Below are 17,293 nucleotides of genomic sequence, written 5' to 3'. Positions count from 1 at the left end.
TTCAGAAATATATTTCGCTCATACTTTTTGATCAAACTTTTTTGAAAAAAGTTTGTTGCAATTTTGAAATATATTTCGCTCATACTTTTGATCAAACTTTTTTCGAAAAAGTATTGTAATTCTAAATATTTTGCTACTATGTTTTACAAGGTAACTTATTTGAGGGATAGTTAATAATTCTATATAAAGAAGGATGAGATATAGACACAAGTTAATAATAACTCCGACAGCCTCAGCTGTTAAACAAGTTATATTGCCTGTAGATTTCTGTAAGTTCTCCTTCTTGCATCGCCTGCTATAATAATATATGTACTTGTGTAATTAAACATGTAAATGATTTTTAAGACCACAGACTAAAGCAACAAATCTAAAATATACGGTCCTAAAATATACGGGTTCTATCAGATATGAACGATAAAAACATAAACCCTGAAGGCACCAACTCAAAAGATCTATCTGGAGATGACAACTTAGAAAGCAGTCCTCACAACGGAAGAGAAAACTCCGTACCTGATAATGGAACTTACGGTACGAGTGATAACTCCTTCAACGGGTCTGCCCCTGATGATTCGGAAAAAACGGTTAATCAGAGAACCCAGGTTGAGACTTCTGATAATAAAGAAATAAATAAGAGTTTAAACATGAATCCCAATCCGTATCCTCAGAACAAAAAGCGTAGATGGATGCCCTACATGCTGGTCGTCCTAGCTCTTGTTTCTGTCATAATGGTGAGTCTTGCGGTAATTTCTTCCAATCTCGGTATTGGGGAAAGCTTGGGAAGTCCGGAGAAGGTAGCTGTTATCTACGTCCAGGGCACCATATTTTCCGGAAACGTTGCTGAAGGGCTTGGTTATGCTACTTCCGAAGAGATTACAGGAAATATCCACAGGGCTGCCGCAGACGACGGAGTCAAGGCAATTGTGCTTAGAATTGACAGTCCTGGAGGGTCTCCGGCAGCAGCCCAGGAAGTCGTAGAAGAAATTAAAAAAGTTCAGGCAAAAGGAATTCCTGTGGTTGTGTCCATGGGAGATCTTGCAGCCAGTGCAGCATATTATATCTCTGCGCCGACCGATTACATTATTGCAAACCCCTCTACGAATACCGGATCTATTGGAGTGATCTGGATCTTCCAGAACATGTCTGCCTCTTATAATGAAACAGGTGTAGATTATTACGTTGCAAAATCAGGAGAAATGAAAGATATGGGAAGTACCTGGAGAGGGCTTACTGATACGGAAAAAGAGTATGCTGATTCCGTGGTTATGGAATGCTACGAAAATTTCGTAACCGAAGTTTCCGAGGGGCGCAACATGTCCAGAAGTGAAGTAAAAGCCCTTGCCGATGGTCGCATATATACCGGAACCAAGGCAAAGGAACTTGGGCTTGTGGATGATTTTGGAAATCTTTATGATGCAATTGACAAGGCTGCGAAACTTGGAGGAATTTCAGGAGAACCCAAAGTTGAATATATGAACAAGGCAAGTCTTTCAAAGCTGCTTTTAGGTTCAGGATCCGGAGGATCGAATGAGACAGCTGAACAATTTGTCAGTTCCTTTGAAGAAAATCCATATGGAAGAATCCTTGCCTGAATTATTTTTAACTCTCCTTTTTTTCAATTTATTTATTTTTAATTCCTTTTTCCTTTAACCTTCCTTTGTGTTCCCGACTTTTCTCCTGCAAATTTTGTCCAGAAGCAGAATGTTATTAAGTATAAGAGATCCGCTCCAGCCTAGAGGAATTGCCCAGGCAGGATTGCCCGTAGACTGATCCACCTGTTCAGGAAGAAGTCCTGTACTGGTTGCTCCGGCAAGAGCCCATTTAAGGCATTCAATTCCTTCATCGGTCAGCCTTTTCATGTTTTCATCATACCCTTCTTCATTTTTATCGGGAATCTTATTCATGGGAGTAAGCATTGCTTTTTCATATGAGAGGTCAAGGGCAAGAGAAAACATTGCTTCCGAAAGCCAGAGTGTAGTTACTATCCACGGATTTCCGTTTATGTAACTGTCATTTTCATACCTTTTGATGCCGTAACCGAGATTGACGGATATTGAAAGCTTTTTCTGAATGTTTTCTATCATAAACTGGATCATATCTCTCTCGACAGGATTTTTTGGAGAGAGCATTCCAAAAGGAACATAAGTGCCGAGAATACTTGCATCCACGATTTTATCCAGTTTCTCGTTAATAACTCCTTTTGCAAAATAACCTTCCTGAAGCCAGAAACGGTCAATTGTAGCCTGCTTGATGAACTCTGCCCTCTTTTTCCAGCGTCTTGCCATACCAGCCTCCCCGTTTTCTTCAGCCAGGTGGGAAGCTCCCATGAGCCCGGCATAAATTGAGGCATTCGTATAGGTGAAAATTCCATAGTAAGTCTCCCAGAGATCCATACAGCTTTCGTGAATTCCTGACTTGGTCCGCTTCATTAGGTATTCGGCAGCCCTGAGTATAGACACCCAGACTTCTTCAAGAAACTCAGCTTTTTTCAGGCCTTCGAGAATCCTATAATAAACGTCCATAGCATAGAGCGTGGATCCGGTTTCGTCGATCTGAGTCGAGTAGTCAAAATTGCCCCAGGAGGGAGCTATATCTCCGTTAAGCCAGTAGCGTTGAAACCAGGAACCATCAGAAAGCTGAGTCCGGATGCACCATTTGAAAAATATATCGCAATACTCCGGATAGCCTGAGTGCTTTAATGCGAGCACGATTTCTGCGGCATCTCTATTCCAGCAGAATCCATATCCTCCGCATTTCTCGAAGTTTGAGTCAAATTCCGGAGCAGCCACGAAAGATCCATATTCGTGGTCATTAAGGAGGTAAAGCATGAGAAGAGCCCGGTTGTAGGCGTTGAACAGTTCCTGACGCAGGTTATTGTATTCCTCAAGCCCAGGAATTTTGATTACCTGCTTTCTGGAAAGCCACATAACCCAGTGTTCTCGCGTTTTTTCAAAAATATATTCAAGAGGCATTTTTGAGACCTCTTGTATCCTTTTATGCAGGAGGCGTCTGGAAGAAGCAGCTCCTATAAGGATAACAAACTCGTTTGCTCCGTCAGCTTCCAGCTCAAGGTCCCAGCCAGCCACGTTATTGATATTTCCTATGTCTTCTTTGTTCCCCTGGAGTTTTCCGTCTTCCATATCATATTTGGAATTCGTCCACCATATGGTATCCATTGCCTTTCCAATTTGCCACTCCGTAAATTCTGGCTGGGAGTATATCCCTATATGATAATTTTGCCAGTACTGTACGAGCAAATGAGTCTCGGTATCACAAAAACCGGAGTTTTTCTTGGAGGTTTCCCCTACATCGAAATTTGAATAATAAAAGAATTTTCCTGAAATTTTTTTCTGAGACTGGATCTTAAACCTGCGGATAAGTACGGGCACTTCAGGGTGTACAAGATCAAGAATAGAAATTCGGATTCCCGACTCATGATACAGTTTTGTGGACACGATATTTGTGTCCTCTATATAGTTCTGGACGCTATGCCAGTCGTTATCGTTGGTCCAGAGAAGCCTTTCTCCTGTATGGATACAGGCAACGGACTCTTCAACATGCTGAGCATGGTCTCGCCGAGGATAAAAAAAACCTAAAATTTCCCCCTTTTTACCCATTGTTACAAGCAGCTCGTCATTTCCGAGAATGACATTGGGTTGCTTTATCACCGCTTCTCCCCTCTCAGCTGGTATTCCTGACTTGTACCGCCCGACGGTGCCAGCGAGATTATGTGCTCGCAGACCTTCTTTCCTGTAGCTTTACAGCTTACTTCCCTAACACTTATATTTTTCCCGAAGTATTCAGTCAGGTAACCTGCAAAATAGCCACTCATAAAGGCACAAACTGGTTGGTCAGACCCTCCATAAACATCAGCTATAAACGAGTCTTTCACAATGATTTTTCCTTCATACGTCTTTGGATCACATTCGATTTCCAGAATTCCCCACCCTACACCTTTGTAGAGTTCTGCAAGCACGCTTGCAAAATTACTGTCATTAAGGTTCAGAATACTCTTGAAATACTTGGCTGCGTGAATCCCTCCCTTAAGTCCTGAAATTGTAAGAAGTCCCTCTGCATGCGGTGCACTCTGGTTGAGAGTTTTTATAATATCAACAATTGTAAGTGCCCTTGCCATAACTCCCCTTACCCCTATAACATTTAGAGGAAAGTCCACGGAATAAACCATCCCGTATTCTGAAATTCCATACTCTACCTCGCTTACAACCTCAAGTTCCTTTATTTTTCGGGCAAAATTGTCCGGATCAACATCTTTGTTAAGTTCGGTAAATACCGAGTATTCTCCGGTTTTCTGTGTGATATTATCCAGATGACCAAACATTATGAACGCGTTCTCTTTTTCGAGAAAATCGGTTATTAAAGACAGAGCTCCTGGTTCTTTCGAATAAATTATTTTAAACCATACAATCTGCGAGCTTTCATTGAAGCCTGCAAACATGAATAAGTCCCTTACCATGTGACCTGACTCCTATGAATTAGTATGTATTCATTTAGTTAAGACATTGCGCTAAGTTTCCTGAATACCTGTGCTTTAAAATCCATAAGTACAGCCATGAAATTGACCGCTGCATCGAAAGGTGTCGAGTGGACACTAAAATATGAATGTACATCCCCATCTCCGAGCCATTTGGTACACATATAGTAGTAATGATCCGAAGTCAGCATGTGCTTCCATATACGCAAGATTTCAGGGTCTCCTGTCTTCCTTACAAAGGGCTCAAGCAGCTTTATTTCTTCAAAACAACGCCTTTGCATATCGTTACCAAGCCATGCGCTGGTATCACGTTCCATATCAGCCCAGGAAATTGTGGAGAAATCCCCAATATCGATCTCGTCTACAGGGGAGTATTTCTCGACAAGCTCAGTAGGAGTGCTGAAATCCAGGTTAGTCTTGAGCACTTCCCCGGGGAGCTCTTTCAGGAAGGAAAATATTCCTGTTTCTTCCCACTGATGCTCTCCGAATGTCTCATAATCCATAAATATATTGACACAGTCTTCTTTATTTCCTGAAGCCCATGAGGCCCATTTCTCTGCAGTCAGGGGATATCCATCCCACCACCTTGCCGAAAACCTGTATCCGATATCGTCACTTAGCTTGTAGTTCCTGAAGATTATGGGAAGTCCCGAACCTTTTGCCCTGTAAAGCACATTGGGAGACCTTCCGTCAAGCATATGGTCTGCACCTTCGGTAAGGATTGCCCTGTACCCTAGATCCGATACAAGCTTTGCTATCGTGTTATTGTAAAGCAGTTCGGTGTTCCGGAAGACCTGAGGTTTAACTCCCAGAAGATCAAACATAAGTTCTCTGTGTTCCTTTATCTCCTCAACAAATTCTGTTTTGTCTTCAAAAAGGCTTGAAAGGGAATGATAAAAGGTTTCGTCCAGGAATTCCACTGCCCCGGTTTCAGCCATCTGTCGGAAGCTTTCTGGGACATCTTTTCCCCAGAGTTCGCTTTGTTCGAGCAGGGTTCCTGTAACCGAAAGAGAAAACCTGAATTCTCCTTTATGTTCGTCAAGAGCGTCAAGGAGGAGCCTGTTTGTAGGAATATAGCATTTCTGGGCTACTCTTTCAAAGATCTCCCTGTTGCTTCTCTCGTCAAAATAACGGAAAAAACCTGATCGGTCATCAGGCCAGAACCTGCGCAATCTAAATGGTTGATGTACCTGGAAGTATATGCAAACCGAGGTCATGCTCCCTCCTCCAGCACAGCTCTCCTGAAATCGGAAAGGATGGAAAAATAATTGACAGCCTTTTCATACCCTTCTCTGATATTCCCAGAATTCATGGAAAAAAAGATTTCACTCTGCTGAAGGTAACCGAATATCTGTTTAAGTTCGCGATAGTTCTTGTTTTCCTTAATTCCTGAAAGTTCTTCTCCGATTCTCACCAGTTCTCGCAGGTAAAGCTGCTGAGCATGGTTTCCTAATGCATTATGCATCCCATAACGGATTGTCTGTTCGGTTCCCAGGGTAGGAAGTTTGAAGGGCTCAAACCGCTTGACAGCCTCAGATGGTGTTAGCATCTCGATACTTCTTGATTCGAGGGCTTCTGGTAACTTACGGATAAACTCAGCTATCATACTTTCATTTCTGTAATGACAGCAGAGATTTGCGTAATTAAAATAGAGGGTCAGGACGTCACCTTCCATACTGGCAATCCAGTCCACGAATTTTTCAGGAATAAGAGGATAACCTTGCCAGTTTTTTTCCGAAAAGCGCAGTTCAAGGTCTTCGCTAAGGTTTATGTGCCTCAGCAAAGTCAGAAGACGGTTCTCAAAGACATTTACAGGATCATATCCATTCATAAGGTTCCTGGATCCCTCGGCGATAAGACCCTTAAAACCCAGGTCGGAAAGAATTTTTCCTACTCTTTCAGTGTACAGAAGTTCGGTATTTACGAAAACCTTGGGTGTGATACTCAGTAATTCCTTAAGAATTTCCCTGTACATGAGCACTTCCTCCTTAAACCAGGAAAGGTCAGGATACACTGAACTCAGGGAGTGATAATTACAACTCCCTGTAAATTCTACGCTCCTGCTTTCCCCAAGTTCGCGGAATGATTCGAGAAGTTCGGGATCCCACCGACACTGTTCAAGAAAAGGCCCGGACAAATCAAAGGAATATTTTCCTCCCCTTTCAACAGATTCCAGAATCAAATCATTGAGACGCAGAAACTGCTGACTTGTTTTTAAAAATTTTGAAAAAATATTATTCCGGTCAAAATACCGGTCCATTTCAGGCATCCCGCAAAACCCTTCTACAGGCCAGTACCACTTGGGACTGTAAGGTAGATGCACTCCCATACAAATACATACAGCTTTCATAACAAAATAATCTAGTGCGGAAACCTACTAAAAACTATTGTTTTGGTTAACTCATAACTATCTTTATGCCAAATTTTAACTTGCAGCAGGATTAGAAATACTGAGGATAAGATCAAAAAGCAAATTTTTTAATTTTCAGAATGAACTATTGTAAAAAAAGAGTTGTAAAAATAAAAAAAATGGGATGAAATCTAAAAACAAAAGGGACTTTATCCCATCATAAACCTTGTAAGGCTGCCGTATGCATCGGAGATTTCTTTGAGGGACAGGGAAATCTCGAAATCTTTTCCTTTAACCTCAAGGGAATTTCCTCCTACATTGCCGATTATCTTATGAGGCACGTCTTTGAGAATTTCCAGTACAGCCTCAGGTTCGCCTGTTGCAAGTAGAGCTCTTGCTGGAGTTTCTGAGAATAACAGTTCCTCAGTTTTCAATTCTGCAATTTCACTCAGGTCTATCTTTGCACCGGAATTCCTGCACATCCTTGCAAGTCCGGCAGCAATTCCTCCAAGGGATAGATCATGTGCCGAACTGAGTTTCCCACTCCTTGCAGCTTCGATTACGGCTTTTATTATCTCAGGAGTATTTTCCGGGACATGGGGGACTTTTCCGGCATTCTGGGCTCCTAAACAGGTGTAATATTCGGAACCTCCCATATCTGCAGTTGTTTCTCCTACCAAGAAGATGGTATCTCCGGATTTTGCAAAGAAGCCTGAAGGGAGAGGAGTTTCAAGGTTAACTTTTCCTATCATTCCTATTGAAGGGGTTGGGAGAATTGCAGTCTTTAACTCATCACTTTCATTATATAGCGAAACATTTCCTCCAACTACCGGGATTGAAAGTTCCCGTGCCTGGTCTCCAAGCCCAAGTACGGCATTTTTGAATTGCCAGTAGATCTCCGGGCGATCTGGATTTCCAAAGTTCAGACAGTTTACAATGGCAAGCCCTTCAGCGCCTTTTACTGCAAGGTTCATGACGTTTTCGATTACTGCAGTCTTTCCTCCGTTATAGGGGTCAAGAAGAGTGGCTCTTGGCTGGCAGCCGCAGGAAAGTGCAATTCCTCTTTTATCGGTAATTCTTAGAACGCCAGAGTCTTCTCCAGGTTTGACAACTGTTCTCAACTGGACTTCATGGTCGTATTGCCTGTAAATCCATTCTTTTGAGGCGATATTATAGGAAGACAGGACTTTCAGGAAAGCTGTTTTTAGATCTTCCGGAGTTTCGGGGGCTTTACTTTCTTCAATCTTGGGAATAGGAGTTACTGAGGGTTTTTCACAGGTCGGAGCTCCGCCTGTTAGAAGATCTATTGGAATATCCGCAACAATTTCCCCTTTGAATTCAACCGTATAATTTGGCTTCTCTGTCAAGTATCCCACTACAGCTCCATTAAGGTCGTATTTTGCTACCAGAGCAAGTACTGCATCAACGTCTTCAGGAGCTACTTCAAAGACCATGCGTTCCTGAGACTCTGCAAGCAGGATTTCATACGCGTTCATGTTTGGTTCGCGCTGGGGCACTGCATCTGCAATAATGTGGGCTCCAAGTCCTCCCTTTGCAGCCAGTTCTGAGCTTGCTCCTCCAAGACCCGCCGCTCCGAGATCTTTGCAGGATTTTATATAGCCTTTCTCCATTGCTTCCAGCGTCATTTCGATTACAAGTTTTTCGGTATATGGGTCTCCCACCTGGACGCTTGGACGGTCTTCGGCTTCGGCTGATTCTGAAAGGTCTCTGGAAGCAAAGGAAGCTCCTCCAAGGCCATCTCTTCCTGTGTTGGAACCTGCAAGCACAAGCTTGTTTCCGGCTTTCTGGGAACGAGCAGTTATGACCTCATCTTCCCGGCAGAGCCCTACTGCAACCACATTCACAAGAGGGTTTCCACTATATTTTCTGTCAAAGAAAGTCTCACCATTGACCACAGGCACTCCTATGCAGTTTCCATATCCTGCGATTCCCTTAATTATCTGCTCAAAAAGGAACATATTTTTTGGAGTGTCCAGAGGCCCAAAATAGAGTGGATCCATAAGGGCTATTGGGCGGGCTCCCATTGATATTATATCCCTTACGATGCCTCCTACTCCGGTAGCAGATCCATTATAGGGGTCAACATATGAAGGGTGATTATGGCTTTCCATACCTATAGCAAGCACGTATCCATCTTCGAATTTTATAATTGCAGCATCGTCTCCGGGGCCGATAATTACGTTTTCCCCCGTGCTGGTAAAAGTTTTTAGGAGAGGAGCACTTGAGCGGTAGGAACAGTGTTCGCTCCATAAGTTTAAAAAGCAGCCCTGTTCTACTAGGGTGGGCTCTCGCCCGAGTTCTTTTTTAATGATCTTAAGGTCTTCTTCAGGTAACATTGCCTTGCCTCTGATGCTTAATCCTTTTTTGGATACCGAAGCTTCGGTTTCTCTAATAGATTATTCCCTAATTCCGGATTTTTCAGTATTAGTATTAACAGCTTATGCCGACATAAAGGAATAAGGATTAAATAAATATTTCTAACATCCGTACTGCGCTTCCCGATTTCCGCTTCCCGAGTCCCGTCTCGGGAGGATGGTGCCCTTTTCGCTTCGCTCAAGAGGGCTGAATTTGGGGTAAGAAGAGGTGTTTTTCAACTTGCTAAAGAAAGCTGATTTACCTGCAATCTTTTTCAATAAACTGCTTGCCTGCAAGCCTTTTTAAAAAAGGCTTGAGCGAAAAACCCCTATGGGTGGCGTGATCACAACCCTTTTTTGAAAAAGGCTTGACCGAAAATCCCAGCTTAATCTAAAACGACGTGACGGCGTGATCAACCGGCGTCACACTTGCAGGTAAACATTTGTACTCAAGAGGACTAAAATAATAATGAAGATACTTGCTGAATCAAGAGGACTGAATTTCGGTTATGAAAAATCGTCTTGGAATTTTTACTGGTTAAGAATTAAATTGGTTTTGGAAAGATATATGGATAAAAAGTATTTGAAATAAAGTGGATTAAAGAAATTTAAGGTTAGATCTGCTGGATCATTTTTTCCACTTTTACTCCGGATTCAGTAAGAGCATACATTTCATCTTTTTTTGTAATTAATTCTTTCTGTTCAAGTTCTTCAAGAGTTTTTGCGATGGTAGGGTGTGCAACTCTCAGGGTTTTCGATACTCTTTTCCCTTCCATTTCTCCTTTTGAAGAAAGTAAGGAGAGCACTTTTTGTCTTATATTGTTTCCGTTTACAAAACCTATTAAATCGTTCAATTCGTTCATCAGGTGCCCCCGAATTTTATTTATATAATTAACACTTTTATACTGCTATATTTATATAATAGAAGTGCATATATATGCACTGCAGGTTAGTAGAAAAAGATGGGATTCAAGATATATCTAACTTATTGCTGGATAAGAGAAGCTCTTTCCGGCAAAATCGGGGATTTTAAGCTTTTTTGACTTTTTGGCTTAGGCACTTTTCCGGAGTGGCAATTTCTTGAATTTTTTAGACGTTTTTTCCATCTTTCTCACTTGTAGTCTTTATTAGTCTATACTCTTTACCAAATTATATTATTATATAGTTTACAAACGAATATTATATAAAAAATTGAAAAATAATAAGCTCTGGCTGGCTTTTTATATTGTTGAGAATTTCTGATTATTAACTGAAATTCAATATAAAGTGCCTGAAAAATACCATTAGGCTTTAATATCATCATTGATAAGTACTTTATATCTATTTAGTTATTTTTAGATGTAAATTACATATGCAATGATTACAAATTCGGAGGATATACCAACAAATGAGCAGCGGAATGTGCCCAGTATGCGGGCTTCCAAAAGAACTTTGCATTTGCGAAGAAGTTGCCAAAGAGCAACAGAGAATTACCGTAAAAGTCAACAGAAGAAGATACGGAAAAGAAGTTACCGTTGTAGAAGGTTTCGACGCAAGTGAAATTGATCTTCACGAACTGTCCACTTATCTTAAATCAAAGTTTGCATGTGGCGGTACGGTAAAAGGAAATACTGTGGAACTTCAGGGTAATCACCTGACCCGCATGAAAGAAGTCCTCATGGAAAAGGGTTTCTCTGCTGAACAGATTAAAAACTAAGTCCTGATTAGCTTCAGGAGTAAATAGAATCTGAGAAGTAGTAATAACGTTTTCAGGTTTGGAATTGTGTATATTTTATAGATACTTCAATAGCATGCATTTTTTTGGTAAATTAAGGGAGACACATTATCTACCCAAAAAACAGAAATCTATGAATATAAGCAATTAAGAGAATCTCTCGTAAAATTTACCTTATTTATGTGGTGTTGGTCTCCCATGAAAACAACATGTGAAATTATGGTACAGAAAGTCTTGCCCGCAATTCGGGCAGAACTTTCCAGAACAATGATTTTGGAGCATGGGTGTACGCAGCAAGATGTAGCGGACATTCTAGAGCTCTCAAGAGCTGCGGTATCTCAGTACGTAAGCGAAAAACGTGGGGCTGAAGTTGACTTTTCCGAGGAGACTCAGAACGAAATTCGGAAATTTGCATCCGTGCTTCTAAATCAAGACTTATCCTCTCAGGAAAAGACAAAAGGCATGTGCGGCATTTGTAGTATTGTCCAAAAATCCGGCTGGCTATACAGGAATGCTCCTGGAGTTAAAGCCTGTATCATCTGTGAGGATACGGATTTAAAGTGAATGGTACACTGTGCATTAAATGTAAAGGAAAAGGACTTTGTGGGCGTTCCCGTTGCCCAATTCTTGAAAAATTCAAGTCCTTAAAATCTATTGCACCTGTAATTTCAGGTGACTCAGTTTTTGGAGCGTCTCCTCCTGCTATTTTTGTTGGAAGCTACGGTTACCCTAGGGTTTCGGCAGGTCCGCTCATTCCCCCTCTGGCAAAAGAGAGCGAAGCCTCGCTTTTTGAAGACCCCTCAGCTTGGGCAAACATGCAGATTGAGGATATTATTTCCATGCGTTCCCGTATGGTCAGGGCAAACACAAATTTCCGTGTAAAAGACGCCCGTAACAAAGAAAACCCTCTCCTTTTAAAGGCTCAGGAACTTGCCCTCTCAAGAAAGCCAGTGGATACCGAAGCCTGGTTTTTCAAAGCTCCAAAACAGGAACTTAAATTCGATGCTGTGCTCACGCCTATGGGCCCCTCAGGGCTTGTGAAAAACTTTGAGCTTGCAGAAAATCCAAATGTTCCGAAAAAAGTGGATTACCTTGTCTATGACACTGATGCTCTGGCAAAAGACGCGGTGCTTGAACTCTATAAGGGGGATATTTCGGCCGAACATATTACTCGCCTGTTTTCGATTGGCCTGCTTGGAAGAGAACGAAAAATCGTGCCAACGCGCTGGTCAATTACAGCCGTGGATGATATGGCAGGAAAGGAACTTGCAGACCGAATAAAGGATTTTCCCTGGGTCTCAGAGATCCAGCTTTTTAGCGGGACCCATTTCGGAAACCATTTTGAGGTCCTTATTCTTCCACGGGTTTATACCTTCGAGCTTATTGAAATCTGGCTCCCAAAAGCAGTCTGGTCTGGAGAATCAAGCTGGATTGGAGAAGACAGCGAGGGGTATGATGGTAAAAAAGGCTATTCTCCCCTGGCTGGAGGTTATTATGCTGCGCGGCTGCCTGTGCTTGAATACCTGACAGAAATCAAAAGACAGGCTTCGATTTTCGTGCTCAGGGAAATAACTCCGGACTACTGGGCTCCCCTTGGAGTCTGGGTTGTCAGGGAGGGGATGAGAAAAGCTCTTCAGAATCCCTCAAGGAAATTTGATTCTCTCGAAGCCGCAGTTTCCGATCTTGCGGGCAGGATCAGGACACCAAAAACTGAATGGGTGCAGCAGGCAAAAGCGCTTTCAGACTTTCGTTTTCAAACGACTCTGGATTCCTTTTTTAAAACATAACTATGTTAAAAGCAGAATCGCGCCAAAACAGAAATCGCGTAAGTAAAGAAAAACTGCTTGCTGCAATATAAAAACAAAAATAAGCAGGTAGGAAAACTTTGAAGCCTTTTATCTGGTTAATCCAAGTTTCCTGGCCTTTTTTCATGTTTATTCAAATATTTCGGGCACTATGCGCCTTGCAACTTCTTCGTAAGCCTTGGAAATGTCGCCTTTGTCAAACCTGAAGACATCTTTATCCATGGACTGTCCGGTATTCTTGTCCCAGAACCGGCAGGTATCGCAGGAAATCTCGTCTGCAAGGAGGATTTCTCCGTTTCTCCTCCCGAATTCTAGCTTGAAGTCCGGAAGTATGATACCTCTTTTGTCCAGATAGGGCACAAGCAGGTCGTTGATTCTAAAAGCGAGTTTCCGGAGTGTAGTAAGTTCTTCCGGTGTTGCAAGCCCAAGTGCAAGAGCAATGTCGTCATTCAGCATTGGGTCCCCGTATTCATCGTTTTTAAAGTCAAAAACAAGTACCGGGGACTTGAAAACCGTGCCTTCTTTAATGGGGTATCTTTTTGTAATCGAACCTGCGGCAATATTCCTGACAATAACTTCAATTTTTATAATTTCGACTTTCTTCACAAGCATATCGATGTCAGAAAGCATTTCGACAAAATGAGTCTTTATTCCCTCGGCCTCGAGCATCTCAAAGAATTTTTTTGAGATCTGGGCGTTGTAATACCCTTTCTTTTCCATTTCCCCTTTCTTCTCTCCGTTAAATGCAGTCAGACTGTTCCGGAATTCGGTAATAAGGGTGTCAGGATCATCCGTCTTATAGATTGTTTTTGCTTTCCCTGAATAGAGCTGTTCTCTTGTCATGCAATGGTCCTCTCTAGGGATAATTCTGGATTTTCCTCAGATTAAGAGATATCTTAGGAATGATAGTTTTAATATACTAGTTCTGATAATGCAGAAGTTTTGATAATGCTGTGGCATTCCAGAAATAAGCTATACAGATCGAATTCTCTCTTAAATGTGAGTATATCTCACGGAGACAATTAAACGGTTTCTGGAATTCACAATCACTCTCTGAAAGTGAGACATTTTCCGGAGGCGATAAAGGCTTTTTCCGAAAATATGTTTTTATTCCCGAAAGAGATAGAGTAGATAACGTCTTCTGCTAGATAAAGTTATCATCTCCAGTCAGCTTTTTCTTTTACTGCCGGCTGCTTAGTAAATTTTATCATCGAAGAGAATCAATTACTAGGTTTAACAACTTAAGTAAAGATTTAAGAACTTACCGCATTTGAGTGCCCAACACTTGATAGTGGATTAGTCCAAGCATGCAACAGGTAAAAACATGTCAGGCACTATATTAGATATCGTAGAACTACTGCTGACAGCAGAGATCTATAACCGCTACCCAGAACTGGATGTAAATGATCTTCCCAAGAACATTCGGAAAAACTACTGGAGTAGTACAGAAAAAACAGTTCCCAAACCTATCACAGCCACGTTTATCCGAATTGAAAAACTGTACGGGCTTAATGATATCGAGAAAATTGTAAGAAATGTCCCTTTCATAAATATTGACAAGTCTCATTTTGAACTTCGTCTGAGTGCTTTCGAACTGGCTGCGGAATGGTTTGAAAAGCAGGAAGGTTCCCAGGAACGGATTGAAAATAATCCTGTCTTGGCGTATTACTTTGGAGAAATAAAGAAGGACGAGGCTGCAAACTATGCACTTGCAAAGGCGAAAATCAGGCCCAAGGAAGTTGACAGGGAATGGATAGAATCTCTGATAGCAGAGATTAGGAAAGAGGACAAAAGCGAAGAGATGCTTAAACTCGCAGTCATTCTCGCCCCTGAGGATGTGAAGCAAAAAGTCAGGGATCTTGTTCTCACCGAGGAACAGAAGAACGAAGTTGAAAAGATCATGAAAGCCATTCAGTACAGGGAATATCTGAGAGAGATCGGCCTGCATGATATTGGAAAACTTCTGTTTGTCGGCCCTCCAGGAACCGGAAAGACCTCGGTTGCCCGTGCACTTTCAGAACAGCTTTCAATTCCTTTTGTTGAGGTCAAACTCTCCATGATAACAGATCAGTATCTTGGTGAGACTGCAAAGAACATTGACAGAGTCTTTTTGCTTGCGAAGAAGCTCAATCCGTGCATTCTTTTCATAGATGAGCTTGATTTCGTAGCAAAAGCAAGGACGTCTGACGAGAATGCTGCCATCAAGAGGGCAGTAAATACCCTTCTTAAGGCCATAGATGAAATCAGCCTCGTGGAGCACGGAGTTCTTCTTATTGCTGCGACAAACCACCCACGCATGCTTGACAGTGCGGCATGGAGGCGTTTTGATGAAATAGTTCATTTCCCTCTTCCTGACCTCGACATGCGTAAAAATATCCTGGATATTGTAACCAGACATATAGAAGGGGACTTTAATACAGGGGAAATTGCGGAATTAACAGAAGGCTATTCAGGCTCAGACCTGCGCATGGTTATAAGGGAAGCTGTTCTGAGTGCTCTTCTTGAGGAACGTAAAATACTTACTCAGCAGGATCTTCTGGAAGCTGTGAATTCTTTTAATGAACGAGCTGATCTCAAATCCGAAGAGTACGAACGGAAGAAGTAACATGAGGCTAACATTGCTTGGGACTGGTGACGCTGTTGGTACTCCAAAAATTGGATGTAATTGCCCTGCATGCGAAGACGCCAGAAAAGGTGGAAAGAGCCAGCGTCTTCGTTCTTCTATCCTAGTAGAATCCGATAAGGGTAAAATCCTTATTGACACCAGCCCTGATCTAAGGCAACAATTCCTCAAGCAAAACCTGTCCTGTGTGGACGGAGTGATCTGGACGCATGGACACTACGATCATTACTCTGGATTCGGAGAGTTCTACAGGGTTCAAAATAAGGTTGATGTCTATGGGGTTCAGGAAACGCTTGAGTACATAGACCGGTACGTTTCCTTTCTTAAACCCAGGTATCATTACGTAAAACTTTATGAGCCATTCGAGTTAATTGGGTTGCAGTTTACCCTTTTTAAGGTCAACCATCCTCCTGTAGAGGTTCCGATAGGGGTTATAATCCGTGATGGTGATAAAAAAATAGTGATAACAGGAGACACGAACTCTGAGATTCCCGCATCCAGTCTGGAGCTTATGGAAAACCCGGATCTTCTTATCGCCGATGCTATAGTCCCACCCAATATCCATATCAAAAAACACATGAATTCAGAAGAGGCCATGGCACTTGCAGAGCAGCTCAATGCAAAAGAAATAGCTTTGACCCATCTAAGTCATCTGTTTCGTCCTCACCATATTGAAGCGATGTTTTTGCCCCTTGGATATGACGGGCAGGTTTTTGACTTTTAAATTGCTTGGTAAATTAGATTTCTATGAGCTATTAAGACAATATGAGTTTGTGCTCAAAGGCAAAGTAGAAAAAAGCTGGTCTGGAGTAAAAAGGAGTCTCTCTTACTGAGCTCCTTGTGCATAAAGAGCTTGCTGAATATTCTCAGATGATTAAAGTATTTCGTCTGCCTCCGAAGTAGAGTTTAAAATGAATCTATTTCCTTAGATAGACCAGCTTTCAAACTCACCAATCAGCGGGCAAACATAATTTGTGTTGGAGCATTAAATTTATATTCCTCATTATATTTTTATGTCACGAAAGGATTTTTATACGGTGTATAAGTATGACTCAAAATTACTTTTCTTTGGATGATTGTTATAAGTATCTCATAGGTCTTGACGGTATTATACTTACTTTCTTACTAATAGAGAGTTATCCTGTTGTTGTTAATTTAGCAACAGAAGTTAGCTTTCTTATTCTGTTAGTAGGAGCATTTTGTATGTTCATTGATAACTGGAATCGAAAATCAATAGATTACAGATTATACGTTGAGTTATATGATAACGAGTATCAGGCCAAGTCTGACTATAAAGCTGGTAAGGTATTTATAAACTCAATTTTTTATATAATCTCTATATATTTAGTATCTGGTCTATTTGGTGCGCTCTGACACCGCCAGTGGGCTTTCACTAAGGAGTTGACTATTTAATTTAGACTCTAGAGCATGGCTTTAATGAGTTAATATATCTCAAAGGTTTACAATCAGCCTACAAAAAAGTATGAGCCCAAAAATCATTATGGGATTCTCAACTCTTTTAAATTTAATTTTTTAAACTCTTTTAGATTTAATTTTTATTTACTATCTTTTTCTCTAAGGTGCTCTAATTTTTAGATTAGTCATATATAAATACAAGTATCTCTAATTTAATATTGGATTTTTTATATTTTTTCCTTTTATAAAAAAGGAAAATAAAGCAAAAAGGGAGTGACATCTATGGCAGTAAGAAATCCAGTAGACTTGATAGCACTTATACTTGTTATAATAGGCGGATTAAACTGGGGGCTTGTAGGGCTCTTCAATTTTAACGTTGTAGATGCTATCTTCGGGGTAGGAAGTACCCTTTCGAGAATTGTATACATAATTGTTGGGCTTGCAGCGCTTTATACAATTTACTTCGCTGCAAGAGCTGAGACTTATTATACGCGTGAGGCCGCAGTACATCACTAAGTAAA

General features: G+C 41.4%; 15 protein-coding genes. 7 read left to right on the top strand and 8 right to left on the bottom strand.

Translation table 11 applies throughout. From position 1 onward, the window contains the following. The first annotated feature begins 407 nt into the window (after nt 1–407). A complete protein-coding gene (gene sppA / locus BP549_RS09575; RefSeq protein WP_292380156.1) occupies nt 408–1,589 on the top strand; it encodes a signal peptide peptidase SppA in 1,182 nt (393 codons plus the stop codon). Between the two features lie 54 nt (nt 1,590–1,643). Here sppA and BP549_RS09570 read toward each other — a convergent pair whose 3' ends face one another. From BP549_RS09570 to BP549_RS09540, 7 genes are all read right to left on the bottom strand, one after another. Beyond that, nucleotides 1,644–3,665, bottom strand: a complete 2,022-nt coding sequence (locus BP549_RS09570) for a glycoside hydrolase family 15 protein (RefSeq protein WP_292380153.1) — start codon at nt 3,663–3,665, stop codon at nt 1,644–1,646. Beyond that, a complete protein-coding gene (locus tag BP549_RS09565) occupies nt 3,662–4,471 on the bottom strand; it encodes a V4R domain-containing protein (protein WP_292380149.1) in 810 nt (269 codons plus the stop codon). Before BP549_RS09565 ends, BP549_RS09570 begins: the two co-directional genes overlap by 4 nt. Before the next feature lie 38 nt (nt 4,472–4,509). Continuing rightward, the gene (locus tag BP549_RS09560; RefSeq protein ID WP_292380147.1) at nt 4,510–5,706 is read right to left on the bottom strand and encodes a glycoside hydrolase family 57 protein; all 1,197 of its coding nucleotides are present in this window, start codon (nt 5,704–5,706) and stop codon (nt 4,510–4,512) included. Then, the gene (locus BP549_RS09555) at nt 5,703–6,818 is read right to left on the bottom strand and encodes a glycoside hydrolase family 57 protein (protein WP_292380145.1); all 1,116 of its coding nucleotides are present in this window, start codon (nt 6,816–6,818) and stop codon (nt 5,703–5,705) included. The genes BP549_RS09560 and BP549_RS09555 overlap by 4 nt, the downstream gene beginning before the upstream one ends. Nucleotides 6,819–7,048: 230 nt before the next feature. After that, a complete protein-coding gene (gene purL, locus BP549_RS09550) occupies nt 7,049–9,196 on the bottom strand; it encodes a phosphoribosylformylglycinamidine synthase subunit PurL (RefSeq protein ID WP_292380143.1) in 2,148 nt (715 codons plus the stop codon). 141 nt (nt 9,197–9,337) lie between these two features. After that, the gene (locus tag BP549_RS09545) at nt 9,338–9,493 is read right to left on the bottom strand and encodes a hypothetical protein (protein ID WP_292380141.1); all 156 of its coding nucleotides are present in this window, start codon (nt 9,491–9,493) and stop codon (nt 9,338–9,340) included. 335 nt (nt 9,494–9,828) lie between these two features. Beyond that, nucleotides 9,829–10,077, bottom strand: coding sequence for a transcriptional regulator (locus tag BP549_RS09540; protein ID WP_292372084.1), 249 nt, complete (start codon nt 10,075–10,077; stop codon nt 9,829–9,831). 524 nt (nt 10,078–10,601) lie between these two features. Between BP549_RS09540 and yciH the strand changes: the two genes are divergently transcribed. The 3 genes from yciH (at nt 10,602) to BP549_RS09525 (ending at nt 12,715) form a co-directional block, all read left to right on the top strand. After that, a complete protein-coding gene (yciH, locus tag BP549_RS09535) occupies nt 10,602–10,910 on the top strand; it encodes a stress response translation initiation inhibitor YciH (RefSeq protein ID WP_011032808.1) in 309 nt (102 codons plus the stop codon). A gap of 216 nt (nt 10,911–11,126) precedes the next feature. Further along, nucleotides 11,127–11,492 (top strand): transcriptional regulator, encoded by a 366-nt coding sequence (locus BP549_RS09530; protein WP_292380090.1) that lies wholly within the window; start codon nt 11,127–11,129, stop codon nt 11,490–11,492. Then, nucleotides 11,489–12,715 (top strand): Nre family DNA repair protein, encoded by a 1,227-nt coding sequence (locus tag BP549_RS09525; protein WP_292380087.1) that lies wholly within the window; start codon nt 11,489–11,491, stop codon nt 12,713–12,715. The genes BP549_RS09530 and BP549_RS09525 overlap by 4 nt, the downstream gene beginning before the upstream one ends. 147 nt (nt 12,716–12,862) lie before the next feature. Here the strand turns inward: BP549_RS09525 and purC are convergent, their stop codons facing one another. After that, entirely contained in the window at nt 12,863–13,576 is a 714-nt protein-coding gene (gene purC / locus BP549_RS09520) for a phosphoribosylaminoimidazolesuccinocarboxamide synthase (RefSeq protein ID WP_292380084.1), read from the bottom strand. 481 nt (nt 13,577–14,057) lie between these two features. On the opposite strand from purC, the gene BP549_RS09515 reads away from it, so the two are divergent. The 3 genes from BP549_RS09515 (at nt 14,058) to BP549_RS09505 (ending at nt 17,288) form a co-directional block, all read left to right on the top strand. Next, a complete protein-coding gene (locus tag BP549_RS09515; protein WP_292373946.1) occupies nt 14,058–15,338 on the top strand; it encodes an AAA family ATPase in 1,281 nt (426 codons plus the stop codon). Between the two features lies 1 nt (nt 15,339). Continuing rightward, nucleotides 15,340–16,080, top strand: a complete 741-nt coding sequence (locus BP549_RS09510) for an MBL fold metallo-hydrolase (protein ID WP_292373947.1) — start codon at nt 15,340–15,342, stop codon at nt 16,078–16,080. Nucleotides 16,081–17,054: 974 nt separating this feature from the next. Then, complete coding sequence (locus BP549_RS09505; RefSeq protein WP_292373948.1) at nt 17,055–17,288, top strand: DUF378 domain-containing protein; 234 nt, start codon at nt 17,055–17,057, stop codon at nt 17,286–17,288. The last annotated feature ends 5 nt before the right edge of the window (nt 17,289–17,293 follow it).

Source organism: Methanosarcina sp. UBA289, assembly GCA_002496565.1.
Lineage (GTDB): Archaea > Halobacteriota > Methanosarcinia > Methanosarcinales > Methanosarcinaceae > Methanosarcina.
The sequence above is the reverse complement of the archived record's forward strand: the minus strand, read 5'-3'. Positions and strand labels throughout refer to the sequence as shown.